The 25,986-nt window shown below is 72.9% G+C and carries 26 protein-coding genes; 18 read left to right on the top strand and 8 right to left on the bottom strand.

What is annotated here, in order from left to right; genetic code table 11:
- Positions 1-29: 29 nt before the first annotated feature.
- On the bottom strand, positions 30-1,382 hold the full coding sequence (locus AB0917_RS24255) for a glutamine synthetase family protein (protein ID WP_366821744.1): 1,353 nt from the start codon (positions 1,380-1,382) through the stop codon (positions 30-32).
- A 476-nt stretch (positions 1,383-1,858) separates the two neighbouring features.
- Between AB0917_RS24255 and AB0917_RS24250 the strand changes: the two genes are divergently transcribed.
- The 7 genes from AB0917_RS24250 to AB0917_RS24220 all read left to right on the top strand — a co-directional run bounded on the left by AB0917_RS24250 (position 1,859) and on the right by AB0917_RS24220 (position 8,942).
- Positions 1,859-2,665 (top strand): acetoacetate decarboxylase family protein, encoded by an 807-nt coding sequence (locus tag AB0917_RS24250; RefSeq protein WP_366821743.1) that lies wholly within the window; start codon positions 1,859-1,861, stop codon positions 2,663-2,665.
- A 28-nt stretch (positions 2,666-2,693) separates the two neighbouring features.
- Complete coding sequence (locus AB0917_RS24245) at positions 2,694-4,181, top strand: aldehyde dehydrogenase (RefSeq protein ID WP_366821742.1); 1,488 nt, start codon at positions 2,694-2,696, stop codon at positions 4,179-4,181.
- Positions 4,174-5,100, top strand: a complete 927-nt coding sequence (locus tag AB0917_RS24240) for a 3,4-dihydroxyphenylacetate 2,3-dioxygenase (protein ID WP_366821741.1) — start codon at positions 4,174-4,176, stop codon at positions 5,098-5,100. The genes AB0917_RS24245 and AB0917_RS24240 overlap by 8 nt, the downstream gene beginning before the upstream one ends.
- A gap of 12 nt (positions 5,101-5,112) precedes the next feature.
- Positions 5,113-5,958, top strand: coding sequence for a fumarylacetoacetate hydrolase family protein (locus AB0917_RS24235; protein WP_366821740.1), 846 nt, complete (start codon positions 5,113-5,115; stop codon positions 5,956-5,958).
- A 28-nt stretch (positions 5,959-5,986) separates the two neighbouring features.
- Positions 5,987-6,610 carry a TetR family transcriptional regulator gene (locus AB0917_RS24230; protein ID WP_366821739.1) on the top strand — a complete coding sequence of 208 codons (624 nt, stop codon included), beginning with the start codon at positions 5,987-5,989 and terminating at the stop codon, positions 6,608-6,610.
- A gap of 119 nt (positions 6,611-6,729) precedes the next feature.
- Complete coding sequence (locus tag AB0917_RS24225; RefSeq protein ID WP_366821738.1) at positions 6,730-8,214, top strand: aldehyde dehydrogenase; 1,485 nt, start codon at positions 6,730-6,732, stop codon at positions 8,212-8,214.
- On the top strand, positions 8,211-8,942 hold the full coding sequence (locus AB0917_RS24220) for a type 1 glutamine amidotransferase (RefSeq protein ID WP_366821737.1): 732 nt from the start codon (positions 8,211-8,213) through the stop codon (positions 8,940-8,942). The genes AB0917_RS24225 and AB0917_RS24220 overlap by 4 nt, the downstream gene beginning before the upstream one ends.
- A gap of 20 nt (positions 8,943-8,962) precedes the next feature.
- Here the strand turns inward: AB0917_RS24220 and AB0917_RS24215 are convergent, their stop codons facing one another.
- Both AB0917_RS24215 and AB0917_RS24210 read right to left on the bottom strand, forming a co-directional pair.
- On the bottom strand, positions 8,963-9,535 hold the full coding sequence (locus AB0917_RS24215; protein WP_366821736.1) for a MarR family transcriptional regulator: 573 nt from the start codon (positions 9,533-9,535) through the stop codon (positions 8,963-8,965).
- Between the two features lie 203 nt (positions 9,536-9,738).
- Positions 9,739-10,515: a VOC family protein gene (locus AB0917_RS24210; protein WP_366821735.1), complete on the bottom strand. Its 777-nt coding sequence runs from the start codon at positions 10,513-10,515 to the stop codon at positions 9,739-9,741.
- 236 nt (positions 10,516-10,751) lie between these two features.
- Here AB0917_RS24210 and AB0917_RS24205 point away from each other — a divergent pair, with 236 nt between their 5' ends.
- Positions 10,752-11,597, top strand: a complete 846-nt coding sequence (locus tag AB0917_RS24205) for a sulfurtransferase (RefSeq protein ID WP_366821734.1) — start codon at positions 10,752-10,754, stop codon at positions 11,595-11,597.
- A gap of 69 nt (positions 11,598-11,666) precedes the next feature.
- Here AB0917_RS24205 and sepH read toward each other — a convergent pair whose 3' ends face one another.
- The gene (gene sepH, locus AB0917_RS24200) at positions 11,667-12,725 is read right to left on the bottom strand and encodes a septation protein SepH (RefSeq protein WP_366821733.1); all 1,059 of its coding nucleotides are present in this window, start codon (positions 12,723-12,725) and stop codon (positions 11,667-11,669) included.
- A gap of 495 nt (positions 12,726-13,220) precedes the next feature.
- Here sepH and AB0917_RS24195 point away from each other — a divergent pair, with 495 nt between their 5' ends.
- A complete protein-coding gene (locus AB0917_RS24195; protein ID WP_366821731.1) occupies positions 13,221-14,468 on the top strand; it encodes a hypothetical protein in 1,248 nt (415 codons plus the stop codon).
- An 89-nt stretch (positions 14,469-14,557) separates the two neighbouring features.
- On the opposite strand, the gene AB0917_RS24190 is transcribed toward AB0917_RS24195, so the two are convergent.
- Together AB0917_RS24190 and AB0917_RS24185 are read right to left on the bottom strand one after the other, a co-directional pair.
- The gene (locus tag AB0917_RS24190) at positions 14,558-15,880 is read right to left on the bottom strand and encodes a D-arabinono-1,4-lactone oxidase (protein WP_366821729.1); all 1,323 of its coding nucleotides are present in this window, start codon (positions 15,878-15,880) and stop codon (positions 14,558-14,560) included.
- On the bottom strand, positions 15,837-17,084 hold the full coding sequence (locus AB0917_RS24185) for an MFS transporter (protein ID WP_366821728.1): 1,248 nt from the start codon (positions 17,082-17,084) through the stop codon (positions 15,837-15,839). Before AB0917_RS24185 ends, AB0917_RS24190 begins: the two co-directional genes overlap by 44 nt.
- A gap of 194 nt (positions 17,085-17,278) precedes the next feature.
- Here AB0917_RS24185 and AB0917_RS24180 point away from each other — a divergent pair, with 194 nt between their 5' ends.
- Positions 17,279-18,406 carry a ferrochelatase gene (locus AB0917_RS24180; RefSeq protein ID WP_366821727.1) on the top strand — a complete coding sequence of 376 codons (1,128 nt, stop codon included), beginning with the start codon at positions 17,279-17,281 and terminating at the stop codon, positions 18,404-18,406.
- Between the two features lie 64 nt (positions 18,407-18,470).
- Positions 18,471-19,271, top strand: a complete 801-nt coding sequence (locus AB0917_RS24175) for an inositol monophosphatase family protein (protein ID WP_366821726.1) — start codon at positions 18,471-18,473, stop codon at positions 19,269-19,271.
- Positions 19,272-19,374: 103 nt separating this feature from the next.
- Here AB0917_RS24175 and AB0917_RS24170 read toward each other — a convergent pair whose 3' ends face one another.
- Complete coding sequence (locus AB0917_RS24170) at positions 19,375-19,548, bottom strand: hypothetical protein (protein ID WP_162888441.1); 174 nt, start codon at positions 19,546-19,548, stop codon at positions 19,375-19,377.
- 349 nt (positions 19,549-19,897) lie between these two features.
- On the opposite strand from AB0917_RS24170, the gene AB0917_RS24165 reads away from it, so the two are divergent.
- The 4 genes from AB0917_RS24165 to AB0917_RS24150 all read left to right on the top strand — a co-directional run bounded on the left by AB0917_RS24165 (position 19,898) and on the right by AB0917_RS24150 (position 23,488).
- Complete coding sequence (locus AB0917_RS24165) at positions 19,898-20,551, top strand: response regulator transcription factor (protein WP_366821725.1); 654 nt, start codon at positions 19,898-19,900, stop codon at positions 20,549-20,551.
- 5 nt (positions 20,552-20,556) lie between these two features.
- Positions 20,557-21,789, top strand: a complete 1,233-nt coding sequence (locus AB0917_RS24160) for a HAMP domain-containing sensor histidine kinase (RefSeq protein WP_366821724.1) — start codon at positions 20,557-20,559, stop codon at positions 21,787-21,789.
- A gap of 405 nt (positions 21,790-22,194) precedes the next feature.
- On the top strand, positions 22,195-22,491 hold the full coding sequence (locus tag AB0917_RS24155; RefSeq protein ID WP_003965732.1) for a DUF4193 domain-containing protein: 297 nt from the start codon (positions 22,195-22,197) through the stop codon (positions 22,489-22,491).
- Positions 22,492-22,504: 13 nt separating this feature from the next.
- Positions 22,505-23,488 (top strand): hypothetical protein, encoded by a 984-nt coding sequence (locus AB0917_RS24150; protein WP_366821722.1) that lies wholly within the window; start codon positions 22,505-22,507, stop codon positions 23,486-23,488.
- A gap of 20 nt (positions 23,489-23,508) precedes the next feature.
- On the opposite strand, the gene AB0917_RS24145 is transcribed toward AB0917_RS24150, so the two are convergent.
- Positions 23,509-23,967 carry a DUF3093 domain-containing protein gene (locus AB0917_RS24145; protein WP_366821720.1) on the bottom strand — a complete coding sequence of 153 codons (459 nt, stop codon included), beginning with the start codon at positions 23,965-23,967 and terminating at the stop codon, positions 23,509-23,511.
- Between the two features lie 58 nt (positions 23,968-24,025).
- Here AB0917_RS24145 and AB0917_RS24140 point away from each other — a divergent pair, with 58 nt between their 5' ends.
- From AB0917_RS24140 to AB0917_RS24130, 3 genes are read left to right on the top strand one after another with little or no spacing between them, the layout of a single operon-like run.
- On the top strand, positions 24,026-24,610 hold the full coding sequence (locus tag AB0917_RS24140; protein WP_366821719.1) for a PaaI family thioesterase: 585 nt from the start codon (positions 24,026-24,028) through the stop codon (positions 24,608-24,610).
- The gene (gene dut / locus AB0917_RS24135; protein ID WP_366821718.1) at positions 24,610-25,137 is read left to right on the top strand and encodes a dUTP diphosphatase; all 528 of its coding nucleotides are present in this window, start codon (positions 24,610-24,612) and stop codon (positions 25,135-25,137) included. Before AB0917_RS24140 ends, dut begins: the two co-directional genes overlap by 1 nt.
- A gap of 1 nt (position 25,138) precedes the next feature.
- On the top strand, positions 25,139-25,906 hold the full coding sequence (locus AB0917_RS24130; RefSeq protein WP_366821717.1) for a DUF3710 domain-containing protein: 768 nt from the start codon (positions 25,139-25,141) through the stop codon (positions 25,904-25,906).
- Positions 25,907-25,986 lie beyond the last annotated feature (80 nt).

Genomic DNA, 25,986 nt, shown 5'->3' with positions numbered 1-25,986 from the left:
CGACCGCGCGGTCCGTGGCCGGCGGGGTGTCACAGGTGGTAGCCGTACTCGGTGAACTCCCAGTCGGTGACGTGCCGGTCGAAGCGGGCGACCTCGTCGCGCTTGTACGCGAGGTAGGCGGCGGTGAACCCCTTGCCGAGCACCTCGGTCAGGGCCGTGTCCGCCGCCAGGGCGTCCAGGGCGGCGGGCAGGGTCATCGGCAGCACCGCGGACCTGGCGGCGTCGTAGCCGTAACCCTCCAGCGGGGCGGGGGGCTCCTCGCCCGCCAGGACCCCCAGCAGGGCCGCCGCGAGCGTACCGGCGATCAGCAGGTACGGGTTGGCGCCGGCGTCGCCCAGGCGCAGTTCGAAGCGCGAGCCGGAGCCGCGCTCGGGCGGAATCCGGACCATGGCGCTGCGGTTGTCCAGGCCCCAGTCGATCAGCCAGGGCGCGAGGGTGTCGGGGCCGAAGCGCTTGTACGAGTTGACCGTCGGGTTGGCCAGCGCGGTGAGCGCGGGCGCGTGCGCGAGGACCCCGGCGACGGCGTGGCGCGCGGTGGCGGAGAGGCCGTAGGAGGCCGACGGGTCGGCGAAGGCGTTGTCGTCCCCCTCACCCAGACAGGACAGGTGCAGGTGGAAGCCTGAACCGCCCGCGTCGTTGAAGGGTTTGGCCATGAAGGTGGCGAGGCGGCCCTCCTTGCGGGCCAGTTCCTTGACGGCCGCCTTGAAGCGGAAGGCGCGGTCGGCGGCCGTCAGGGCGTCGGAGTGGGTCAGGTTGATCTCGAACTGCGAGCCGTCGTACTCGTGGTTGCCGCTGCTGACGCCGATGTCCAGGTCGCGCAGCAGCCGCAGGGTGCGCAGCAGGTGGTTGTCGGGGTCCGCGCGCAGGCCCGCGGTGTAGACGACGCCCTGGGCGTCGCTGTAGCGGCGCCAGCCCCGTGCGCTGTCCGGGGCCGCGTCGCACAGGAAGTACTCCAGCTCCGGCCCCACCACCGGACGCAGACCGTGTTCGCGGCACCGGTCGACGACCGCGCGCAGCAGGTCGCGGGGGGACTCCGGCGCGGGCCGGCCGGTGGCCGGGTCGACGACGTCACCGAGACAGGTGGCGACCCCGGGCTCCCACGGCAGGGCGGTCAGGGTGTCGAGATCGGGGGTGACGGTGATGTCGGGCAGGCCGGCGTCGAGGCCGCCGGAGACGGCGACGGTGTCGCCCTGGGGGCTGGTGTGGTAGACGGCGCGGCAGAAGGCGAGCCCGTGGTCGCACACGCCGGGCAGGTGGTCGAGCAGGACGTCCCGGGCCCGTTCGGTGCCGATGAGGTCGGGATAGGTCACCCGGACCACGTCGATGCCTTCGGCGGCCAGCCGCTCCATGTGGCGGCTGACCGGGGTGTCGGATGCGCTCACCGGGTTCTCCTCGGTGGAAGGGGCGCGCCTCTCGGGGCACAGGGCGCTGAGGGAGGAAAGAGAGGGAAGGGCGGCCTCGGACCGCGGATCGCGGGAGGCGGCTCGCCTGTTGGTGCCAAACGGTAGGGACGATCGCCGTGCTTCCGCAAGGGGCCGGCGCAATAAATTATCCATCCGGATAAGTGTTGACCGGCGGGCCGTGGCTTCCTATCTTGTTTGGAGTCAAACGATGTGGCGCCCGGCCCCCTGACCGGCGCCCCCGGCCGTCCCGCCCACCGCCGGCGCCTCTCACGGACGAACAGGTGAGAAGGGGCCGGCGTGAGCGCCGCCGCACACTTCCCCGCCGTCCGCCACGAGGACGGACGCACGACGCGGCGCCGAGCACCGGTCCGTGCCCACGGACACCGCCGAGCACACCGCCCGCCAGCGCGCCGGACCGCTCGAACAGCCCGCTCCCCCCGAGTAAGGAACCCGAAGTGACCAGTGTCCGTGGATACTTCCACCCCAAGACGGCGACCGGTGCCTCGTCGCTGATCCCCTCGCCGCCCTGGCGCTACTCCGGCGACCTGCTCACCGTGGAGTACCGCACCGACCCCGCACGCGTACGGGAACTGCTGCCCGAGCCACTGGAACTCGCCGACGAGGACCCCGGTGCGGTGGCGCTGGTCTGGGCCGACTGGCAGTCCTGCTCCACCGGTGGGCGGGAGCTGCTCGACCCGGTGCTCGCCCAGTACAAGGAGGCGTTCGCGGTCGTCCGCTGCCGGTACCAGGGCCGCACCTACAGCCGCTGCGTCCACATCTGGGTCGACAAGGACTTCGCGATCGCCCGCGGGCTGCACCAGGGTTACCCGAAGAAGCTCGGCTCCATCCACCAGACCCGCCCCCACCCCTACGGGCCCGCCCCGCGCATCGAGGCCGGCGCCCGCTTCGGCGCCACCCTCGCCGCCGCCGACCGGCGCCTGGCCCAGGCCGTCGTCACCCTGCGCGAGCCGTCCGAGACGAACGGCTTCGTCAACGGCCACCCCATGGCCCACCACCGCTGGCTGCCCTCCATCGAGAAGAACGGGGGCCTGGCCCTGGACGAACTGGTCGAGGCCGGCGCGGCCTCCTTCGAGGGCGGGCAGCCCTGGGTCGGCGACGCCGAGCTGGAGCTGTTCGAGGCCCCCACCGAGGAGCTGGCCCGGCTGGAGATCCGCGAGCCGATCGCCGCCTACTACCGGCAGGTCGGCGTGGTGTGGGACGGCGGCCGGCTGCTCGAGTCCGGCACGTCCGGCGCCGCATGACCCCCCAGACCAGGCTTGGAGACCGGACATGAGCGAAGACCTGACCACCGTCGCCGGCGTCGCCGTCGACACCCGGCACTTCATCGGCGGCGAACGCGTCGCCTCCACCGACACCTTCACCGACCGCTCGCCCATCGACGGCGGCGTCCTCGGGGAGATCTCCCGGGGCACCGCCATGGAGGCCGCCGCCGCCGTCGCCGCCGCCAAGGCCGCCTTCCCCGGCTGGGCCGCCACCCCCCGAACCGAACGCGCCCGCGTCCTGCGCGCCATCGCCGACGGGGTCGACCGGCGCACCGAGGAGCTGGCCGTCGTCGAGACCATGGACAACGGAGCCCTCCTGCGCTCCCACCGACGCGGTGTCATGCCCCGCGTCGCCCACAACTTCCGCTTCTTCGCCGACCGGCTGCTGGAGCTGGACCACGAGGACTTCACGACCCACCGGAGCGGCTCGGCCTCCGGCCCCGGCCACACCAACCACGTCAGCTGGGACCCGGCCGGCCCGTCCGTCCTGATCACCCCGTGGAACGCGCCGCTGATGCTGGCCACCTGGAAGGTCGCCCCGGCGCTGGCCGCCGGCAACACGGTGATCCTCAAGCCCGCGGAGTGGTCCCCGCTGACCGCCTCGCTCCTCGCCGACATCGCCGCCGAGGCCGGACTGCCCGCCGGGGTCCTCAACGTCGTGCAGGGGTACGGCTCCGAGATCGGCGACGCCCTCACCGCCCACCCGGACGTGCGCCGCATCAGCTTCACCGGATCGGTGCCGACGGCCCGGCACATCGCGGCGTCGGCCGCCGCGAACCTCACCCCGCTCAGTCTCGAACTCGGCGGCAAGTCCCCGCTGCTGGTCTTCGCCGACGCCGACCTGGACCTCGCCGCGGACCTCGCCGTCGAGCAGTACGACAACGCCGGCCAGGTGTGCCTGGCGGCCACCCGCATCCTCGTGGAGGAGAGCGTCGCCGAGGAGTTCACCCGGCGGTTCGCCGACCGGGCGTCCCGGCTCCGGCAGGGCGACCCGCGTGACGAGGCCACCGACATCGGACCCAACATCCACCCCCGCCAGCTGGAGAAGATCGACGGCTTCGTGCGGCGGGCGCTCGCGGCCGGCGCCCGCGCGGTCGTCGGCGGCCACCGGGGCGAGGGGCAGCACTACGCGCCGACCCTGCTCACCGATGTGCGGCAGGACTCCGAGATCGTCCAGGAGGAGGTCTTCGGCCCCGTCCTGACCCTCCAGACGTTCACCGACGAGGACGAGGCGGTGGCTCTGGCCAACGACACCCGCTTCGGCCTGGCCGCCACCGTCGCCACCGGCGACCCCGGCCGCGCCGAACGGGTCACCGCACGGCTGGTCGCGGGCACGGTCTGGGTCAACTGCTTCTTCGTCCGCGACCTGCGGGCGCCGTTCGGCGGATCACGCCACTCGGGCGTCGGCCGGGAGGGCGGCACCTGGAGCTTCGACTTCTACTGCGACCTCAAGAACACCGTCACCGCTCCGAAGGGATGGCAGGACCATGGGTGAGATCACCGGGGCGGGCCTGCTCGCCCACGTCCCCACCATCGTGCTCCCCGAGAAGACCCGGCTGGAGCTCAACGAGGGCAAGGAGATCACCCTCGTCACCGGTCTGCGGCAGCTGCGCCGGGAGGTGTTCGAGCGCGACGACTACGACACCGTGGTCGTCCTGGACTCCCACTGGGCGACCACCGTCGAGTTCGTCGTCACCGCCCAGTCCCGCAGGGCCGGCCTGTTCACCTCCGAGGAGCTGCCGCGCGGCATGTGCCGCATGCCCTACGACTACCCCGGCGACCCCGAACTCGCCCGCAACATCGCCTCGTTCGCCGACCGGCACGGCACCTGGATCACCCCGATCGACGACGCCTACCTGCCGGTGTACTACGCCACCACCAACCTGTGGAAGTACCTCGGCGAAGGCCTGCCCGACAAGCGCTGGGTCTCCATCGGCGTCTGCCAGACCGGCGACACGGAGGATCATCTGCGCCTGGGCCGGGCCCTGGCCGACGGCATCGCCGCCACCCCGGGCCGCCGCGTCCTGCTGATCGCCTCCGGAGCCCTGTCGCACACCTTCTGGCCGCTGCGCCAACTGCGTGACCACGAGGCCGGCGACCCGGTCCACATCTTCACCCCCGAGGCGCGGGCGGCCGACGAGGAGCGCATCGCCTGGTTCAAGGAGGGCCGCCACGACAAGGTCCTCGACACCATGGACGAGTTCGCGACGTTCAAGCCGGAGGCGAAGTTCGCCCACTACCTGATGATGGCCGGAGCCCTCGGCGAGCAGGCGTGCACCGCGAAGGGCCGCCAGTACGGAGAGTACGAGAACTCCGTCGGCACCGGTCAGGTCCTGCTCTGGTTCGACCGCCCCGACGACGGCTGGACCGGCCCCGGCCACCCCGCCCCGACCGCCCCGCCCAGCCGCGCCTAGAAAGGCCTCACCATGCCCGAGTACCGCCGCGTCCTCCTCGACGGCGCGACCGTGGAGACCGTCCGCGACGGCGACGAACTGGTCGCCGGCGACGGCCGCCGCGTCAGGATCGAGGACGCCCACCACCTGCCGCCCGTCGTGCCGTCCAAGGTGATCGCGGTCCACCTCAACCACCGCAGCCGGGTCGACGAGTTCCGGATCGGCCTGCCGGACACCCCCACGTACTTCCACAAGCCGACCTCGGCGCTGAACGGCCACGGCGGCGCGATCGTCCGCCCCGAGGGCTGCCAGTGGCTCAACTACGAGGGGGAGGTCGCCATCGTCATCGGGAGAACCGCCCGCAACGTCCCCCCGGAGCGGGCGGGGGAGTACATCGCCGGCTACACCGTGGCCAACGACTACGGCCTGCACGACTTCCGCGACACCGACGCCGGGTCCATGCTCCGCGTCAAGGGCTCCGACACCCTGTGCCCGCTGGGCCCCGGCCTGGTCACCGACTGGGACTTCCACGGCAAGCGGCTGCGGACCTACGTCAACGGGGAGGTCGTCCAGGACGGCTCCACCGACGAGATGACCTGGGACATGCACTACCTCGTCGCCGACATCGCCCGCACCATCACGCTGTACCCCGGTGACGTCCTGCTGTCCGGCACCCCGGCCAACTCCCGGCCGGTCCGGCCGGGCGACGTCGTCGAGGTGGAGGTCGAGGGGCTCGGCCGGCTCGTCAACCACATCGTCACCGGCCCCGCCGCCATCCGCACCGACGTCGGCGCCCAGCCCACCGAGTCCGAGGAGGTGCTGTCCACCGCGCTCGGCGGCGACTGGGAGTTCCGTGGCCAAAGGGCTCCCCGGCGCTGACGGGAGCCCCGCCGGTAGGCTCGGCGCCATGACCGACCACGTCGAGCCCGCCGGCGCGCGCGGCACCCGCAAGCGCGTGACGAACTACGGGTCGGGTCGGGGCGCCCTGCTCGACGCCGCCGTCCGGGTGGTGGCCCGGGGCGGTCTGCGCAAGCTGACCTACCGGGCCGTCGCCGAGGAGGCCGGAGTCACCCACGGGCTCGTCGTCCACCACTTCGGCTCCCGCGACGCCCTCATCGAGGAGGCCGTGGACCACGCCTTCCGGTCCTCGCTCGACGTCAACACCCTGGACACCGGCGCGCAGCGGGCGCAGGACTTCGCCCTCGGCCTGGGGAGCATGGTCGAGACCGGCCCGGACCTTCAGACGTTCCAGTACGAACTGCTCCTGGAGGCCCGGCGCAGGCCGGAGCTGATGCCCCGCCTGCGCGCCCTGTACGACGCGTACTTCGACACCGCGCGGCGCGACCTCTCCCGCATCCTCGACCGGCCGGTCGAGCGGGGCCTGTCCCGGCTGGTCTTCGCGGCGCTGGAGGGGCTGGTGCTGCACCAGCTCGTCTTCGGCGAGCGGGAGGCGACCGAAGAGGCGCTGGCGGAGCTCCGGGTGCTGCTGGAGAGGCTGGCGGAGGACGCGGAGGGCTCGGCCGACAGCTGAGCCGCCGCCAGGGGCCTTCTCGTACGCGCCACGCCGGGCTTCGGCGTGCCCCGGCACACACATCCGCCGGTGGGCGGCCGGACGCCGCCCCCACCCCGTACGAGAGAGAAGGACGCACGGTGAACACCACCCGCGAGGAATGGGTCCGCCGGGCCGGAACGCTCCGGCTCCCCGGCCCGCACGTCATCGACGGCCGCGCACACGAGGGAGGCGGCACGTTCACCGTCGTGTCGCCGAGGGACGGCAGACCGCTGGCCGACGTGGCCGACGGCGGAGCGGCGGAGGTGGACCTGGCCGTCGCGGCGGCCCGCCGCGCCTTCGACAGCGGACCCTGGCCACGGCTCGCGCCCGCCGAGCGCGGCCGGATACTGCTGCGCGTCGCGGAGCTGCTGGAGGAGCGGCGGGCGGACCTCGCCCTCACCGTGAGCCTGGAGATGGGCAAACCGGTCACCGACGCCCACGACATCGAACTGCGCGCCCTGATCGGCACCTTCCGCTGGTACGGGCAGCTGGCCGACAAGCTCACCGACGAGTCCCCGCACACCGCACCCGACGCCCTCGCCCTGGTCACCCGCGAACCGGCGGGCGTGGTGGGCGCCGTCGTGCCCTGGAACTTCCCCCTCACGCTCGCGGGCTGGAAGGTCGCCCCCGCGCTCGCCGCCGGCTGCACGGTCGTCCTCAAGCCCTCCGAGAAATCGCCCCTGTCCGCCCTGCTCCTCGCCGAGATCGCCACCGAGGCCGGACTGCCGCCCGGCGTCCTCAACGTCGTCAACGGCGACGGGCCGACCGCCGGACGGGCCCTGGGCCTCCACCCCGGCGTCGACGTCCTCGCCTTCACCGGCTCCACCGCCGTGGGCCGCCACTACCTGCGCTACGCCGCCGACTCCAACCTCAAGCGCGTCTGGCTCGAACTGGGCGGCAAATCCCCCAACATCATCCTCCCCGACGCCCCCGACCTGGAGAAGGCCGCCGCCACCGCCGCCTGGGGCATCTTCTTCAACCAGGGCGAGATGTGCACAGCGCCCTCCCGGCTGCTCGTGCACTCCTCCATCGCCGAACGCGTCACCGAGGCGGTCCTCGCAAGGGCCCGCGCCCTGCGCGTCGGCGATCCGCTCGACCCGGCGTCCGAGATGGGCGCGCTGGCCGGCCGGGACCATCTCGACCGGGTGCTCGGACACATCCGTACCGCCGTCGAGGACGGCGCGCGGCTGCGGACCGGGGGAGAGCCCGTCCTGGCCGGGACCGGGGGAACGTACCTGAGCCCCACCGTCTTCGACCGGGTCGCCCCGGGCTCCGCACTCGCCCGCGAGGAGGTCTTCGGACCCGTCCTGTCCGTCCTCACCTTCGACGACCTCGACGAGGCGGTGGCCCTCGCCAACGCCACCGACTACGGCCTCGCCGCCGGCCTGTGGACCTCCGACCTGTCCACCGCCCACCAGGTCTCCCGCGCCCTGAGAGCCGGCACGGTCTGGGTCAACTGCTACGAGGAGGGCGACCTCACGGTCCCCTTCGGCGGCATGAAGCAGTCGGGCAACGGACGGGACAAGTCCGCCCACGCCCTGGAGAAGTACACCGAACTCAAGACCACCTGGATCCAGCTGTGAGCCGCTCCGCACGCCCCCTCATCGCCATCCCGGCCCGCTTCTCCGCCACCACCTCCGCGCTGCGCTACGCGGCCGAGGTCAACGCGCGGGCCCTGGTCGAAGCGGTCTGGCGGGCGGGCGGCGAACCCGCCACGATCCACCCGTACGCCCCCGGCGGCCTCGGCGACCCGCCGGGGACCGCCGCCCGCCTCGCCCGCTTCGACGGCGTCCTGCTCCCCGGCGGCGGCGACCTCGCACCCCACCGCTACGGGGCCGAGGAGAGCCATGAGGCCGTCTACGACGTGGACGACGAACAGGACGCGTTCGACCTCGAAGTCGCCCGCCAGGCACCGGTGCTGGGCCTGCCGCTGCTGGCGGTCTGCCGAGGTCTGCAAGTGGTCAACACCGCCCGGGGCGGCACCCTCCACCAGGACATGGGAGGGCCGGGCCGGGAGCACCGGCACCTCACGCACCCGGTGCGCCTCACCGCCGGGTCCGCCGTGGCGGCCGTCGCCGGGACCGACAAGATCGAGGCCTCCTGCTACCACCACCAGCACATCGACCGGCTCGGCCGGGGGCTGGCCGCCACCGCCCACGCCGCCGACGGCACGATCGAGGCGGTGGAGGCGCCCGGCGCCGGCGGATGGCTGCTCGCCGTGCAGTGGCACCCCGAGGACACGGCCGCACAGGACCCGGCCCAGCAGGGCCTGTTCGACGCCCTGGTCCGCGCCGCGCGCGGGACCGGCTGAACGGCCCGCGCCTCGGCCGCTCAGCCTTTGGAGCGCCGGCCGCTGCGCCGGGGCGCGGGCTCCGCCCCGTTCAGCAGGGACCTGCGGCGCTCCTCGCCGTGCTGCTCCACCTGGAGGACCACACGCCGCAGCCCGTCCGCGAGGTCGCGGCACTCCTCGTCGCTCAACTGGGAGGTCACGAACGCCTCCTCCGCGTTGAAGTCGGGGAACACCCGCCGCATGAACGCCTCACCCTCCTCGGTGAGGCGCAGCAGCACGAGCCGGCCGTCGGTGGGGTGACCGGTGCGGCGAAGCAGTCCGCGCGACTCCAGGGTGCGGGAGACGCCGGTCAGCGTCCCCTTCGAGATGCCCGCCTCCTCCGCGACGTGCCGGGTCTCCGACTCGCCCCCGACCCAGACCACCCACAGCACGACGAACGCGGTCCAGGTCAGGTCCGAGCCGCGCAGGACGGAGTTCTCCAGGTGGTGCCGCACGGTGGAGGCGGCCCGGTGGATGTTGGCCACGGCCGCCATCTGCTCCCGCCGGACGGGCAGGCCGCCGAGCTTGAGGGCCGCAAGCCTCTCCGCTTCGGTGATGGATCGCCGGCCGGGCACGCGTGCTCCCTGGGTTCCCTGTGCGGAACCGGGCGGGCCTGTCGGTCCGTCCGGTCGTTCGGAACCAAAGTGTACGGGCGGTGCCGCGTCGGCGGGGGAGCCGTCGGCGGTGCGCGGTGCCGACGCGGCGCGTGCGACGGACGCGGCACCGCCGAGGCCCGAAGCGGGGTGTACGGGGCGGGTGTTGCCGTGGGGCGGAGCCCTCAGCCTCCCAAGGTCCGTACGACGGTGAAGACCGCGCCCTCGGGATCGGCCACCGTCGCCAGCCGGCCGCTCGCCCCCTCGTGCGGCGGCCGGAGGACGTGCCCGCCCAGCTCCACCACCCGGGCGGCGGACCCGTCCACGTCGGCGACCTCGAAGTACGTCATCCAGTGCGGGCCCCGGTCGCGCGGCAGCGACTGGCCGACCCCGTGCAGGGCGGCCACCGGGCGGCCCTCCAGGTGCAGCGTCCGGTGGTCGAGGTCGGCGGAGACGGCCGCCTCGGTCTCGTAGCCGAAGACCGTCTGGTAGAACTTCGCGACCATCGAGGTCTCCCGGGTCACCAGCTCGTTCCAGACGGGGGTGCCGGGGACGCCCGCCGTCATGGTGCCGATGTGCTCCGAACCCTGCCAGGCTCCGAAGACCGCACCGCCGGGGTCCGAGGCGATGACGAGCCGCCCCGCCTCGCCCGCGTCCAGCGGGCCGACCGCGACCGTGCCGCCGCAGGAACGGATCGCCTCGGCCGTCAGGTCCGCGTCGTCCGTCGCCAGATAGGTGGTCCAGGCGATCGGGAGGTGCCGGTCGGGCGGCAGCTGGCCGATGCCCGCGACCTCCTTCCCGTCGAGCAGACCGCGGACGTAGGGGCCCAGCTGGTCAGGTCCGGGCCGGAACTCCCAGCCGAACAGAGCCCCGTAGAACTCCTGGGTCGCGGTCAGGCCGTGCACGATCAGACTCACCCAGCAAGGTGTTCCGGGCGTGCGCCGGGCAGCAGCCTCGGTCATCGTCTTGTCTCTCCTCGGACCGTTGTGGTGGCCGTACAGGGGAACGGGGCGGATACGGCGTCCCGGGTCAGGACGCGGGCCGCACACCCCGTCCAGATGCTCGCATCACCCGGCGCCGCCACGGCTCCGGCCGCGCCGCGTTCTCCAGGTTCTCGTCGGGGGAAGGCCTCTTCGTAGGGGTATCTCCATCCATGTACGGGTACGGGCGCCACGGCCTCTGCGCGAGGATGGCACCCATGAAGCCCATCATCACCGCATCCGAATACGCGAGCGAGTCGGCGGGAGAGCGTCCTCCGGTACTCCTGGACGTCCGCTGGCAGCTGGGCGGTCCGCACGGCCGCCCCGCCTACGAGGCCGGCCATCTGCCCGGCGCCGTCTTCGTCGACCTCGACACGGAACTGGCCGGACCGGCGGGCAGCGGAGGCCGCCACCCCCTCCCGGACCCGGAGGCCTTCGGTGCCGTGATGCGCCGCGCCGGGGTCGGCCAGGACACCCCGGTCGTGGTGTACGACGGCGGGCAGGGCTGGGCCGCCGCGCGCGCCTGGTGGCTGCTGCGCTGGACGGGGCACCCCGACGTACGGGTTCTGGACGGCGGCCTCGCCGCGTGGACCGGCGACCTCTCCACCGAGATCCCGCACCCCGCCGAGGGCGATTTCCGGCCGGTCCCCGGCGCCCTGCCCACACTGGACGCGGACGCGGCCGCCGCCCTCGCCGGCTCGGGGCTGCTCCTGGACGCGCGGGCGGCCGAGCGCTACCGGGGCGACGTCGAGCCGATCGACCGCGTCGGCGGCCACATCCCCGGGGCCGTCTCCGCGCCGACCACGGCGAACGTCACCGAGGACGGGCGCTACCTTCCGGCCGAAGAGCTCGCCGAGCGGTTCGCCGGGCTGGGGGCGGGGAAGAGCGGCGAGGCCGTCGGGGTCTACTGCGGATCGGGGGTCTCCGGCGCCCACGAGGTGCTCGCCCTGGAGATCGCCGGAATCCGCTCCGCGCTCTACCCCGGCTCCTGGTCCGAGTGGTCCGCCGACCCCGCCCGCCCGGTCGCCACCGGCCCCGAGCCGCAGGAGGGGCCGGCCCGGTAAGCGCCGCGACGGAGAGGGGCCCGTACGCCACCGCGTACGGGCCCCGCCTCTGCTGACCGGCACTCCCGGTCAGTCCTGCTTCTTGCGACGGGTGCCGAAGACGATCTCGTCCCAGCTCGGCACGGCGGCCCGGCGTCCCGGCCGGACCCCGTCCGCCTCGGCCTGACGGTCCGTCGTCCCGGTCAGCCGGTCGCGGTGACCGGCCACCGCCCTGGGCATCAGCACATCCGCGTAGGCCGACCCGGCACCGGCCGATGCGGCGGCCGCGGGCGGCTCGTCCGCCTCGGCCTCCTCCTCGACGGCGGGTTCGAGCGCGGGCGGCTCGGGCTGCGTGGGCCGCTCCGGGACGACCATGTCACCGCGGAAGCTCGGCACCGCCTCCAGCAGGCTGGTCAGCGAGTCGCGCTCACCGGCCGAGGCGCTGCTCACGTACTCCTCCGGCTCCGAGGAGGGCGCGGGCCGCTCGATCTGCCGGTCCAGAGCGCGGTCCAGCGGCCGGTCGCGCGGCAGCCGGGCGATCCGGGGCACGAACGGGAAGCTCGGCTCGGGGGCCGCGCCGTCGCTCTCACCGATCAGCGAGCGCGCCTCGTCGTCGACGGCCTGGACCAGCCGCCTGGGCGCGTCGTACGTCCAGCTCGCCGAGTGCGGTTCGCCCGCGACCCGGTAGACGAGCAGGACCTCCCAGGTGCCGTCGTCGCGGCGCCAGGAGTCCCACTGGACGGTCTCCTTGTCGGCGCCGCGCAGCAGCAGCCGCTCCTGCACCGCCTCGCCGAGCTGGGGGCCGGTGTTCTCGCCGGGACGGCGCACGGCGGTCTTCCGGGCCCGCTCCGCCATGAAGGCGCGCTCCGCGAGCACGGGGCCCTCGAAGCGGCGCACACGGTCGACCGGAATCCCGGCGAACTGGGCGACCTCCTCCGCGGAGGCGCCGGCCCTTATACGGGCCTGGATGTCGCGGGGGCGGAGATGGCTCTCCACCTCGATCTCGATCTGGCCGAGCCGGGCGCGGTCGTTGCGCACGGCGGCGCGCAGCCGCTCATCGATCGGAAGCGTGTATTCCGTGCTGTCCGCAGCCTTGAGCACCAGTCGTGTGCCGTCGTTGGAGACGGCCACGACACGCAGTTCGGGCATGGGGACCTCCCGGGTGGTGCCTGCCGACGTCACGTGCGTCGCTGCTTCCGCTAGTCGAGTGTGACCTGCCCGGGTGCAGCCTGCCACAACCTTGCCAAGTTGCCCGGCGTGTCGGGCGCTCGCCCTGGAACGCCGCCATGACACGGTTGCCTCCTGCGTCCCAAAGTGGCCGATTTGACCGCTCTGTGCAGCAAGCATCCGTGCGATGCCTTGGCGCCGCCGGTCCGAGTGGAGCCGCCGGCCCCCTCTCGTAGCTGCGGATACCCGACGTGGGAGTCCGCCCCAGGGCTCGTACGGTACTCCATTCGGGCCACCGGGGTGGACCGGCGCGCCGCCGAACTTCTCGGGAGGCGCAGGAGGTGGGATACCCATATCTCCGTCACCTTCCCCTGATGCGTGTCGTGCTTCACACAATCACCGGAAACGGAACTATCCACTTCGCTCATTTGTCCCTTCCTGTTGCATGGTGGGAGAGATGTCAAGCAGGGGCTGGTAATGGTTCAGAAGCCGGAAAGCGACACAGAACCCAAGGAAAGGCGCATCGATCTGAGTCTGCCGCAGGTCGCCGGGAGCGCGGTGGCAGCGGTCGCGGCAGCCGTGGCGGCTTCGCAGCTGGGGGTGTACGGCACCATCGCCGGGGCCGGAGTGATGAGCGTCGTCGCCACCTGCGGGGGCTCCGTCTTCCAGCACTTCTTCCGCCGTACGGGTGAGCAGATCCGTGAGGTGACGGTCCAGGTGACCCACCCGGAGGGCCGCCAGGTGACGGTGCACACCAAGGAGACGACGCCCGCGGGCCGCAGAGGCGCCGCACGGCGCACGGACCCGGAGCCGGCGGACGACGCCACCACGGTGCTGCCCACCGTCGACCCGGGCACGGTCCCGGAGGTGGTCCCGGACGCGGGGAGCACACGGCTGCCGAAGCCCGCCGACACCGACCGGACCCAGCTGCTGGACCTGGGCGACGCACGCACCCGGATGCTGCGGGCCCAGCCCGGCCCGGTCGCGGGCGCCGGGTCCGACCCGGACCGTACGCAGGTGCTGCCGCAGCAGGCCGGGGACCGTACGCAGGCGTTGCCGCAGCAGGCCGGGGACTCTACGCAGGTGCTGCCGCAGGCCGCAGCCGGTCCGGCGTCCACCGGCGACGCGTTCGCCACCGGAGCCTCCACCGACGAGACGTTCACCGAAGGTGTCACCCAGGGCACCCGGCTGCGCGGCTGGAAGCGCCCCGCACTCGCGGCCGCCGCGGTCTTCACCGTCTCCATGGCCGGGATCACCGCCTTCGAGATGGTCTCGGGCAACGATCTCAGCGGCGGCGAGGGAACCACCCTCAGCTCCGTCGTACGCGGCGGCGGCGACCGCGACCCGGGCCCGGCCGGTCCCACGCCCTCCGGAGAGACCGGACAGGACGGGGGAGAGGACGGGGAGCAGACCCCCGGCAACGGCAGCGGCAACGGCGAGAGTGACGGCAGCGGTTCGGCCCCCGCCACCGACCCGGGCGACGGCCCCACCACCGACCCCGGCCCCGGTACGGGAACGGGCGGCGAGAACCCCGGCACCGCCCCCACGCCGACGCCTTCCGTCCCCGGCTCCGGCGACGGGCAGACCACGCCCGCCCCGGCACCGACCCCGTCGGCCCCCGGCGACGGCGGGACCGGCGCGCCCGACCCGACGACCGGCCCGGGTGCCGGCGGCGCCGCCGGCCAGGGCGAGCAGCCCCCGCCCGCCGACGGCACCGGCGAGTGACGGCGTACCGGCGGAACGCGACGGACACCTCGGCCCCCTCGAAGCCTCAGCCGAAGCTTCGAGGGGGCCGACGGCGTCCCGGGGGCGGCTCACTCGCCGAGGACGCGCCGCAGATAGTCGTTGCCGAACAGCCGGTCCGGGTCGAGCCGGTCGCGTACGGCCGTGAACTCGCCGAAGCGCGGGTAGACCTCCGCCAGGTAGGCCGCGTCCCGGGTGTGGATCTTGCCCCAGTGCGGCCGGCCGGAGTGCGCGGTCATGATCCGTTCGACCGCGGTGAAGTACGAGCGGTGGGGCGTGCCCTTGTAGAGGTGGACGGCGATGTACGCGCTGTCGCGGCCCGACGCCGTCGACAGCATCATGTCGTCGGCGGGCGCGGTGCGTATCTCCACCGGGAAGCTGATCTTCAGCGGTGAGCGCTCGATCATCGCCTTCAGCTCCCGCAGGGCCGCCATCGCCCGCTCGCGTGGAACGGCGTACTCCATCTCCACGAAACGCACCCGGCGCGGGCTGGTGAACACCTTGTAGGGGATGTCGGTGTAGGTCCGGGGGGAGAAGGCCCGGCTGGAGACCTCGGCCAGCGGGGGGATCGTCGCCGGGACGGCCCGTCCGACCGAACAGATCGCCCGGAAGACCCCATTGGAGAGCAGCTCGTCATCGATCCAGCTGCTCACCCTTCCGGGCGGGGAGGCCGGGCCGGCGCTGCGGTTGTTGCGCTTGGTGCTGCAGTTGCCGGTGTGCGGGAACCAGTAGAACTCGAAGTGCTCGTTCTCGGCGACCAGCTGGTCGAACTCCGCGGTGACCCGGTCGAACGCCATCGGCTCCTCACGGGCGGTCAGCAGGAAGACCGGCTCCACGGCGAGGGTGACCGCGGTGACCACCCCGAGAGCGCCGAGCCCGACCCGGGCGGCGGCGAACACCTCCGGGTTCTCCTGCTCCGAGCAGACCAGCACCGTGCCGTCGGCGGTGACCAGCTCCAGGGCGCGGATCTGGGCGGATATCGACGCCGAGTCACGGCCGGTGCCGTGCGTTCCGGTGGAGGTCGCCCCGGCGACCGTCTGCTCCATGACGTCGCCCATGTTCGTGAGCGAGAGCCCCTCGCGGGCGAGCGCGGTGTTGAGGCGCTTGAGCGGGGTGCCCGCCGCCACGGTGACGGTCATCGCCTTGCGGTCGATGTCCCGGATGCCGGTGAGCAGGTCCGGGCGTATCAGGACGCCGTCGGTGGAGGCGACGGCCGTGAAGGAGTGGCCGGTGCCGACCGGCTTGGCCTTGAGGCCGTCCGCGCTCGCCCGGCGCAGTACGTCGACGAGCTCGTCGACGGAGGCGGGGGACTCGGTCCGTACCGGCCGGGCGGTGACGGTACCCGCCCAGTTACGCCACGCGCTCGTCGTCGTCCGTGCGTAGGTGTCGGTCATCTTCCCCGCGCCCTCCCGTAGGAACCGGCTTCGCCAGCCGGTGATACCCCAGGAACGCCACCGCCGCCGCGAGCGCTCCCGCCACGGCGGGCACCGCGTACCCCGCCTTCGCCCCGGCGGCGTCGACCACCCAGCCGGCGGCCGAGGAGCCGAGCGCCACTCCGACGGCGAGCCCGGTACTCGTCCAGGTCATGCCCTCGGTGAGCTTGGTGCGCGGTACGTGCGCTTCGACGAGGGCCATGGTGGTGACCATCGTCGGTGCGACGGCGAGACCCGCGACAAAGAGCGCCACGGCCAGCAACGGAAGGTTCCCGGCCAGTTGGAGGGGGATCATACTCACGGCCATCGCGCAGACACCCACCAGCCACCTGGTCGCGGGCTTCCCCTTCAGGTGCAGCAGCCCGAAGACGGCCCCCGCCAGGCAGGAACCGAGCGCGTAGACGGCCAGGACGAGGGAGGCCGCCGCCTTGCGGCCGCTCTCCTCGGCGAACGCCACCGTCACCACGTCGACGGCCCCGAAGATCGCGCCCGTCGCCACGAAGGTCAGCACCAGGACCTGGAGGCCCGGCGAGCGCAGCGCCGAGCCGCCGGTGTGCTGGGACCTGGGGTGCGGGATCGGCTCGGTGGCGCGCTGAGCGGTCAGCCAGAAGACCCCGACCAGCAGGAAGGCGGCGGCGACCAGCGGACCGGCCTCCGGGAACCAGGCGGTGGAGAGGCCGATCGAGATGATCGGGCCGAAGATGAAGCACACCTCGTCGACGATCGACTCCCAGGAGTACGCCGTGTGCAGCTCACGGCTGGAACCCCGGTAGATCGCCGCCCAGCGGGCCCGGACCATCGACCCCACGCTCGGCACACAGCCCGCGCCCGCCGCGAAGACGAACAGCGTCCAGTCCGGCGCCCCCTGCTGGGCACAGACCAGCAGCCCGGCCACCGCCGCCACCGCGACCAGCGTGACGGGGCGCAGCACCCGCCGCTGCCCGTACCGGTCGACCAGGCGCGAGACCTGCGGACCGAAGACCGCGGCCGCCATGGCCAGCGTCGCGGTGAGCGCCCCGGCCAGCCCGTACCGGCCGGTGAGCTGGGAGACCATGGTCACGACCCCGATGCCCATCATGGACAGCGGCATCCGCCCGAAGAACCCGGCGGCGGAGAATCCCTTGGAACCAGGGGCGGCGAAGATGGCGCGGTAGGGGCTGGGCAAGGGGTACTCCGGTCGTGCCTGTCATGCGTGTACGTGGCTGATACAGCTTACGGCCGGGCCGACGGGCCGGACACCGGATCTCGGAGCACCCCGGGGGCGTGAAGCAGGCGCGTGACCTCCGGATTCCGCTCTTGCCGACGGGGCGTCGGATGTCGGTTGCCGGGCTGTCGGTGGCGGGTGGCAGGATCGGTGTCATGTCCGATCTGCGCGATCCCGCTCCCTACGACGCCCTGCTCCTGCTCTCCTTCGGCGGCCCCGAGGGCCCGGACGACGTGGTCCCGTTCCTGGCGAACGTGACCCGCGGCCGGGGCATCCCCGAGGAACGGCTCAAGGAGGTCGGGCAGCACTACTTCCTGTTCGGCGGGGTCAGCCCGATCAACGCGCAGAACCGCGCGCTGCTCGACGCCCTGCGCAAGGACTTCGCCGGCCACGGCCTGGACCTCCCGGTCTACTGGGGCAACCGCAACTGGGCGCCGTACCTGACCGACACCCTGCGCGAGATGACCGCCGACGGGCACCGCCGGATCGCCGTCCTCGCCACCAGCGCCTACGCCTCGTACTCGGGCTGCCGCCAGTACCGCGAGAACCTCGCCGAGGCGCTGGCCGCGCTGGAGGCGGAGGGCCTGGAGGTGCCGCGCGTGGACAAGCTGCGCCACTACTTCAACCACCCCGGCTTCGTGAAGCCCATGGCGGACGGCGTGCTCGCCTCCCTCGCCGATCTCCCCGAGGACGTCCGCGCCGGCGCCCACCTCGCCTTCACCACCCACTCCATCCCCACCTCCGCCGCCGACACCTCCGGGCCCGTCGAGGCGCACGGCGAGGGCGGGGCGTACGTGGCGGAGCACCTGGACGTGGCCCGCCTGATCGCGGCGGCGGTGCGCGAGGAGACCGGCGTCGACCACCCCTGGCAGCTCGTCTACCAGTCCCGCAGCGGCGCCCCGCACATCCCGTGGCTGGAGCCCGACATCTGCGACCACCTGGAGACGCTGCACGGCGAGGACGTGCCCGCGGTCGTGATGGCGCCCATCGGCTTCGTCTCCGACCACATGGAGGTCCTGTACGACCTGGACACCGAGGCCACCGCGAAGGCCGCCGAGCTCGGTCTGCCGGTCCGCCGGTCCGCGACGGTGGGCGACGACCCGCGCTTCGCCGCCGCCGTACGGGACCTGCTCCTGGAGCGCGCCGCGAGCGAGCGGGGGCATTCCGTGCGGCCCTGCGCGCTCGGCTCCCTCGGGCCGTCCCACGACCTCTGCCCGGTCGGCTGCTGCCCGGCCAGGGCCCCTAAGCCGGCCGCGGCCGGCGCCGACAGCCCGTACGCCTGAGCAGCCCCGTACGCCTGAGCAGTCCTGCCGCGCCCTCGTCCCCGTCGAGCCCCCTGGGAGCACCGTGACCGACCCCGCCCTGACCGAACTGCTCGACCTCGCCCTGGAGGCCGCACGCCGCGCCGGAGCCCTGCTGCGCGACGGCCGCCCCGCCGACCTGGGGGTGGCCGCCACCAAGTCCAGCCCCATCGACGTGGTCACCGAGATGGACATCGCCGCCGAGAAGCTGATCACCGGCTACCTCAGCGACTTCCGCCCCGACGACGGCTTCCTCGGCGAGGAGGGGGCCAGCTCCCCGGGCAGCACCGGCATCCGCTGGGTCATCGACCCGCTCGACGGCACCGTGAACTACCTCTACGGCCTGCCGACCTGGGCCGTCTCCATCGCCGCCGAGCGGGACGGCGAGCGGGTCGTGGGCGTCGTCGAGGCCCCGATGCGCCGGGAGACGTACCAGGCGGTCCTGGGCGGCGGTGCGTATGCGAACGGCGACGCGCTGCGCTGCCGCCCCGCCCCGCCGCTGGACCAGGCCCTCGTCTCGACCGGCTTCAACTACGTCGGCCACGTCCGCGCCCACCAGGCGGACGTCGCCCAGCAGCTGATCCCGCGGCTCCGGGACATCCGGCGCGGCGGCTCGGCCGCCGTCGACCTCTGCGATGTGGCGGCGGGGCGGCTGGACGGCTACTACGAGCGCGGACTGCACCCCTGGGACCTGGCCGCGGGCGACCTCATCGCCCGGGAGGCGGGCGCGCTGACCGGCGGCCGCCCCGGACGGCCGGCCGACGGCGACCTGACGGTGGCCGCCACCCCCGGGGTCTTCGAACCGCTCCAGGCCGCCCTCGACGAGCTGGGCGCCTGGCACGACTGACGCGCCGCCCGGCCGAGGCCCTGGTGAGGGGCGTGAGGGCCGCAGGGCACAGCGAAGGGCCCCGGGACGCCGTGACGACGTCCGGGGCCCTCCGGCGTACGGCTCAGACGCTTGTGGCGCCGATTTCCACGCCGTGCTCGGCCGCGAGGCGGTGCAGGTCGTCCAGCTCGCCCTGCTCGACATCCGCCAGGAAGTCGTCGCCGTCCTCGCGAGCCCGCGTGAGGTCGGACTCGGTGGTCTTGATGCGTTGCAGGAGACCTGCGGTGAAAGCGTCCATGATGCGCCCCCTCATCGTGGGTCGGTGGCACGGGGGTGTGCCCGGGATTCCTCCGGCAGGGGAGCCGGAGGGGCGGGTGATCGCGCCGCTTCTCCGGGGAACGGAGCGGGGTCGTGGCATGCCACGTGCCGGGCGTGATCGCGGGTGTGAACCCCTCATCCCCACACGCGCTCCCGGAGAAACCTCAACTGACCGGTAATTCCGCCCCCTTCCCCCGGGCCCGGTCGGCCCAGCGCCGTCTTACCGCCGGTTTATACGCGTTGCGGGCAGGATGGACGCACACAGTCGGCCTCCCCTGGGGGCCGTTCGCTGTGTGAACCCGTAGAAGGACCGAAGGAAGGACTGCGCTGTGCGCGTACTCGTCGTCGAGGACGAGCAGCTGCTCGCCGATGCGGTGGCCACCGGACTGCGCCGGGAGGCCATGGCCGTCGACGTCGTCTACGACGGTGCCGCGGCCCTGGAGCGCATCGGGGTCAACGACTACGACGTCGTCGTGCTGGACCGGGACCTTCCGGTGGTGCACGGGGACGACGTCTGCCGCAGGATCGTCGAGCTCGGCATGCCCACCCGGGTGCTCATGCTCACCGCCTCCGGTGACGTCAGCGACCGGGTCGAGGGCCTGGAGCTGGGCGCCGACGACTACCTCCCCAAGCCCTTCGCCTTCAGCGAGCTCACCGCCCGGGTCCGCGCGCTGGGCCGCCGTACGACGGTGGCCCTGCCGCCGGTCCTGGAGCGGGCCGGCATCAAGCTCGACCCGAACCGCCGCGAGGTCTTCCGGGACGGGGTGGAGATCCAGCTCGCCCCGAAGGAGTTCGCGGTGCTGGAGGTCCTGATGCGCAGCGAGGGCGCCGTCGTCTCGGCGGAGCAGCTCCTGGAGAAGGCCTGGGACGAGAACACCGACCCCTTCACCAACGTGGTGCGGGTCACGGTCATGACGCTCCGCCGCAAGCTCGGCGAACCGCCCGTCATCGTCACCGTGCCGGGCTCCGGATACCGGATCTGAGGACCATGGCCGCCACCCCGCCGCCCCCCACGGCGCCCCCGAAGCCCACCTGGGAGCCCAAGCAGCAGGACCCCCCCTACCCGTGGCTGCGCCCCACCATCCGGATACGGCTCACGCTCCTGTACGGCGGCATGTTCCTGATCGCGGGCATCCTGCTGCTCTCGATCATCTACATGCTGGCCGCCCAGGCGCTGGAGGTGGGCAGCAAGCTGCCCTTCGAGATCGTGAACGGGAGGGTCGCCAGCGACATCTGCGATCTCCCGACGACCCCCTCCCCGGAGGCCTTCAACGCGGCGATGAACGCCTGCGTCAACGACCAGCGCAAGCAGGCGCTGGAGGCGCTGCTGAACCGTTCGCTGCTGGCCCTGGTCGGCCTCAGCGTCATCGCCTTCGCCTTCGGCTACGCCATGGCCGGACGCGTCCTGTCCCCGCTGGGCCGGATCACCCGGACCGCGCGCAGGGTGGCGGGCACCGACCTCACCCGGCGGATCGAGCTGGACGGTCCGGACGACGAGCTCAAGGAGCTCGCGGACACCTTCGACGACATGCTGGACCGGCTGGAGCGGGCGTTCACCGCGCAGCAGCGGTTCGTCGGCAACGCCTCGCACGAGCTGCGTACGCCGCTGGCGATCAACCGCACGCTGCTGGAGGTCCATCTCTCCGACCCGGAGGCCCCGCCCGAGCTCCAGCAGCTCGGAAAGACGCTGCTGGCCACCAACGAACGCAGTGAGCAACTGGTCGAGGGGCTGCTGCTGCTGGCCCGCAGCGACAACCAGATCGTCGAGCGCAAACCGGTCGACCTCGCCGAGGTCGCCGACCGCGCCATCGACCAGGCGCGGGCCGAGGCCGTGGCGAGGAAGGTCGAGATCCGCGGTGAGCGGTCCGCCGCCGTCGTCCAGGGCAACGGGGTCCTGCTGGAGCGGATCGCGCTGAACCTCGTACAGAACGCCGTGCGCTACAACGTGGCCGAGGACGGCTGGGTGGAGGTCACCACCTCCCTGCAGCCCGGCCAGGCCCTGCTGGTCGTCTCGAACACCGGCCCCGTGGTGCCGGCGTACGAGATCGACAACCTCTTCGAGCCCTTCCGGCGGCTGCGTACGGAGCGTACGGGCAGCGACAAGGGGGTCGGACTCGGCCTGTCGATCGCACGGTCCGTCGCGCGGGCCCACGGAGGCCGTATCATCGCGGAGCCCCGCGAAGGCGGTGGTCTCGTGATGCGTGTCACCCTGCCGGTCTGAGAGGCCGCACGGTGTGACTCCGCACCGAATCTTCATGTTCGCTTTGGGCGGAATTTTCAGGACCCGTTCCCGGGTGAGTCGTGTGTGATCGATCACAGAGCCCGTTTTGAGGCCATCTACTCTCCGTGATCGCACCTTGTTCGTAAAGCCGGTAATCGTCCGGGTTTTCGGAGGGTGTTATCACGGGAAGTACACGGGGTGGCGCCTGTGAACCGCGCAGCCGGGACCGTGTACGGTCCCCATCGCCACCCAAGCCGAGCCTCGCCGAGGCGGCCGGTTGGGTGTCGATTGAGTAACAGACCTTGATGTGAGGCAAAATCTCCGCCTCAGGTCGGGCACAAGTCCGGCCTCTCACGCGTTACGTGCGCTGAGACACCCGCAGACACCCAAGAGGGGGAGAGCGACATGGCAACGGATTACGACACCCCACGCAAGACCGACGACGACGTGGACCAGGACAGCCTCGAAGAGCTCAAGGCTCGTCGGAGCGACAAGACGGCATCCGCCGTCGACGTCGACGAGTTCGACGCGGCCGAAGGCCTCGAGCTGCCCGGCGCGGACCTCTCCAACGAGGAGCTGGCCGTCCGGGTCCTGCCCAAGCAGGCCGACGAGTTCACCTGCATGAGCTGCTTCCTGGTGCACCATCGCAGCCAGCTGGCCCGCGAGAAGAACGGTCAGCCCATCTGCCGCGACTGCGACTGAGGCCGGGTCGGCCGTGGCAGGCGACACACCGTTCCGCAAGCGGCGCCCCTGGCGCCGGCACGGACCGGAGGTGAACGGGGGCGGCACAGGCCCGGCAGCAGGCGTCAGCCCGTCTGCCGAGCGGTCCGCCGCCCTGCCGGACCCCTCCGGTACGCCCGACGACGAGCGGGGCCGTTCGGCCTCGCTCGAAGGGGCGGGGGCGGCAGCCCCGCCGGACCGGGGCGCGGAGACGGACCGGAGCAGGGAGATGGACCGGAGCACGGAGACGGACCAGGCGGAGCCCACGACCGGGGCAGGCCGTCTGCAAGCGGTGAAACGGGGGGTGCGCAAGGGCGGGGAGGGCGCCCGCGCCCTGGTCGGCCAGTTGGCCGACCGGATCATCGACACCGCTCCCCGCGTCCCGGTGCGCGATCTCGCCACCCTGCGCAAGCAGTTCCCGGGCCTGGAGCCCGAGGAGCTCGCCGACAAGCTCGTGGCAGGCGCGAGCCGGGCCAGTGCCACCGTCGGCGCGGGCATCGGAGCGGCCGCCATGATGCCCGTACCCCCCGCCATGCTCGCCGAGCTGACGGCCGAGGTCAGCGGCGTCGCCGCGATCGAGATGAAGCTCGTCGCCGAGCTCTACGAGGTCTACGGCCTGCGCCCGCCGGGCAATCTCGCCCAGCGCTCCACCGCGTACCTGACGTCGTGGACGGAGGAGCGCGGCATCGACATCACGCGCCCCACCACACTCAACGCGGCCATGGGCGGCCAGCTGAAGCGAGAGCTGCGCCAGCAGATCACCAAGCGCATGGCCCGCAATCTGCCCAACCTGATCCCGTTCATGATCGGCGCCGCCGTCGGCGCCACGATGAACCGCCGCGACACCCGCAAGCTCGCCGACCGCATCAGGAGGGACCTGCGCAAGCAGCAGATCCCCTGGGACCGGCTCGCCGAGCTGCCCCCGCTGGAGCGGCCCGCCGTGCCGGTCGTGCTGCCCAAGGGGATCGAGGGCGGCTGAGCGGCCCCGACGCCCGGCCCTCAGGCCGCGGGAACGGCCGTCAGCGCCGCCGCCAGGCCCTTCGGGTCCCGGGTGGAGAGGAAGACGTACGGAGTGGGGTCCTGCGGATCCGTGATCTCCACCCGCACCGCCGTCCCCACATAGCTGCGCAGCAGCATGAACGCCCGCGCGTCCGCCTTGTGCGTCCGCCAGGCGCGCGCCTCCTCGGCGTCCAGCACCTCGGGCTCCCCGAGCGCGGAGAGCGGAATGCGGGCGTCACCCGCCACCAGCGCCCCGGCCACCACCCGGATCCGTACGGAGCCGTAACTGCTCACCGCCGCCGCGGCGGCCGCCGTACCGCCGACCAGCCCGGCGAGCAGCGGCAGGGTGCCGAGCGGCAGAAGCATCAGCGCACAGGCGACACCGACCCCGAAGGCGATGAACCACCAGGAACGGGGCGCGGTGAGACGTTCGTCGAAGGGCGGTGCGGAAGGCTGCATGGAACCAAGCTTGGCACGGCGCGACCGGCGTACTGCCGCGCGGGTAAGGTCTGCGCCTGTGAGTGGAACATCAGCAGCTCTGACACCCCCGGCCGACGCCGTCGCCCCGGTCCGGCACCCGGACGCCCCCGCCCCCGGGGAGCTCCTCGGCGCGCACTACGAGCACTGCTTCGGCTGCGGCGGCGGACAGCCGCACGGCCTGCACCTGATGGCGCGGGCCGGCGAGGGCGTGAGCGTGACCGCCGAGTTCACCGTCAAGGCGGCCCATCAGGGCGCCCCGGGCCTCGCCCACGGCGGCGTCCTCGCCACCGCGCTGGACGAGACCCTCGGCTCGCTGAACTGGCTGCTGCGCACGATCGCGGTGACCGGACGGCTGGAGACCGACTTCATGCGGCCCGTCCCGGTGGACACCGTGCTGCACCTCGACGCCCGCATCACCGCCGTGCACGGCCGCAAGATCTACTCCACGGCCACCGGCCGGATCGGCGGCCCCGAGGGCCCCGTCGCGGTCCGGGCCGACGCGCTGTTCATCGAGGTGAAGGTGGACCACTTCATCGACAACGGGCGGCCCGCCGAGATCCAGGCGGCCATGGCCGACCCGGACCAGGTCAAGCGTGCCCGAGCCTTCGAGGTGAACCCCTGATGCGCAGCCCCGTCGACGTACTGATCCGCCTGCTCGACCCGGACGTGCCGATTCCGGCGTACGGACACCCGGGGGACGCCGGGGCCGACCTGGTGACCACCGAGGCCGTCGAACTCGCCCCGGGCGAGCGCGCCGTCCTGCCCACCGGGGTTTCCATCGCCCTCCCCGACGGGTACGCCGCCTTCGTGCACCCCCGCTCGGGCCTCGCGGCCCGCTGCGGAGTGGCCCTCGTGAATGCCCCAGGGACGGTGGATGCCGGGTACCGTGGGGAGATCAAGGTGATCGTGGTCAACCTCGATCCGCGCGAGAGCGTGCGGTTCGAACGGTTCGACCGGATTGCCCAACTGGTCGTCCAGCAGGTCGAGAAGGTGCGCTTCCACGAGGTGGCGGAACTTCCCGGCTCGGCGCGGGCCGAAGGGGGCTTCGGGTCCACCGGCGGCCACGCGTCGGTGGACGTCGCCGAGGGCGGGATCACCCACGGTGGGAACAGCTACGCTTCGGTCGTATCCGACCGGGAAGGACAGTGACGTGTTCGGACGTCGCAAGAAGAGTGGTTCCGCCGAGGACGCGGCGGACGAGGTGCGCGAGGCCGAGCAGGTCGCCGACGAGAGCGCCGACGGGGACGCGCCGAGCGCCCGTCGGACGAATCTCCCGCCGGCCCCCCGGCCGGACGGGCCCTGGGACAGCACCGAGGTCTCCCAGCCCGGCGAGGGCCGGGTCGACCTGGGCGGCATCTTCGTGCCCGGGGTCGAGGGCATGGAGCTGCGCGTGGAGGTGGCCGGGGACGCGATCGTCGCCGCCACCGTCGTGCTCCGCGACAGCGCGGTCCAGCTCCAGGCCTTCGCCGCCCCCAAGCGGGAGGGCATCTGGGGCGAGGTCCGCGAGGAGATCGCCTCTGGCATCACCCAGCAGGGCGGCATCATCGACGAGGTCGAGGGCCCGCTGGGCTGGGAGCTGCGCGCGCAGGTCCCCGTACAGCTCCCGGACGGCACCAACGGTGTCCAGCTGGTGCGTTTCATCGGCGTCGACGGCCCCCGCTGGTTCCTGCGCGGTGTCATCTCCGGCCAGGGCGCCGTCCAGCCGGAGGCCGCGGGGCTGCTGGAGACGATCTTCCGGGACACCGTGGTGGTCCGCGGGGACGCCCCGATGGCCCCCCGTGACCCGATCGTCCTCAAGCTCCCCAACGACGCCCAGATGGTGCCCGAGGGTGTCCAGCAGGACGAGCAGGAGGGCTCGAAGTTCTCCGGTGGCATGGGCCAGCTCCAGCGCGGACCGGAGATCACCGAGGTCCGCTAGCGGTACGCAACTGCCGATGTACGCGCTGCTCGAATCGTTGTACGTGATTGCAGCTGACTATTACCTGGAGTGGTACATCG

The sequence above is a fragment of the Streptomyces sp. NPDC007346 genome (assembly GCF_040703535.1).
Lineage (GTDB): Bacteria > Actinomycetota > Actinomycetes > Streptomycetales > Streptomycetaceae > Streptomyces.
Note: the sequence above shows the minus strand (reverse complement) of the source record. Positions and strands in the feature narration are given on the sequence as shown.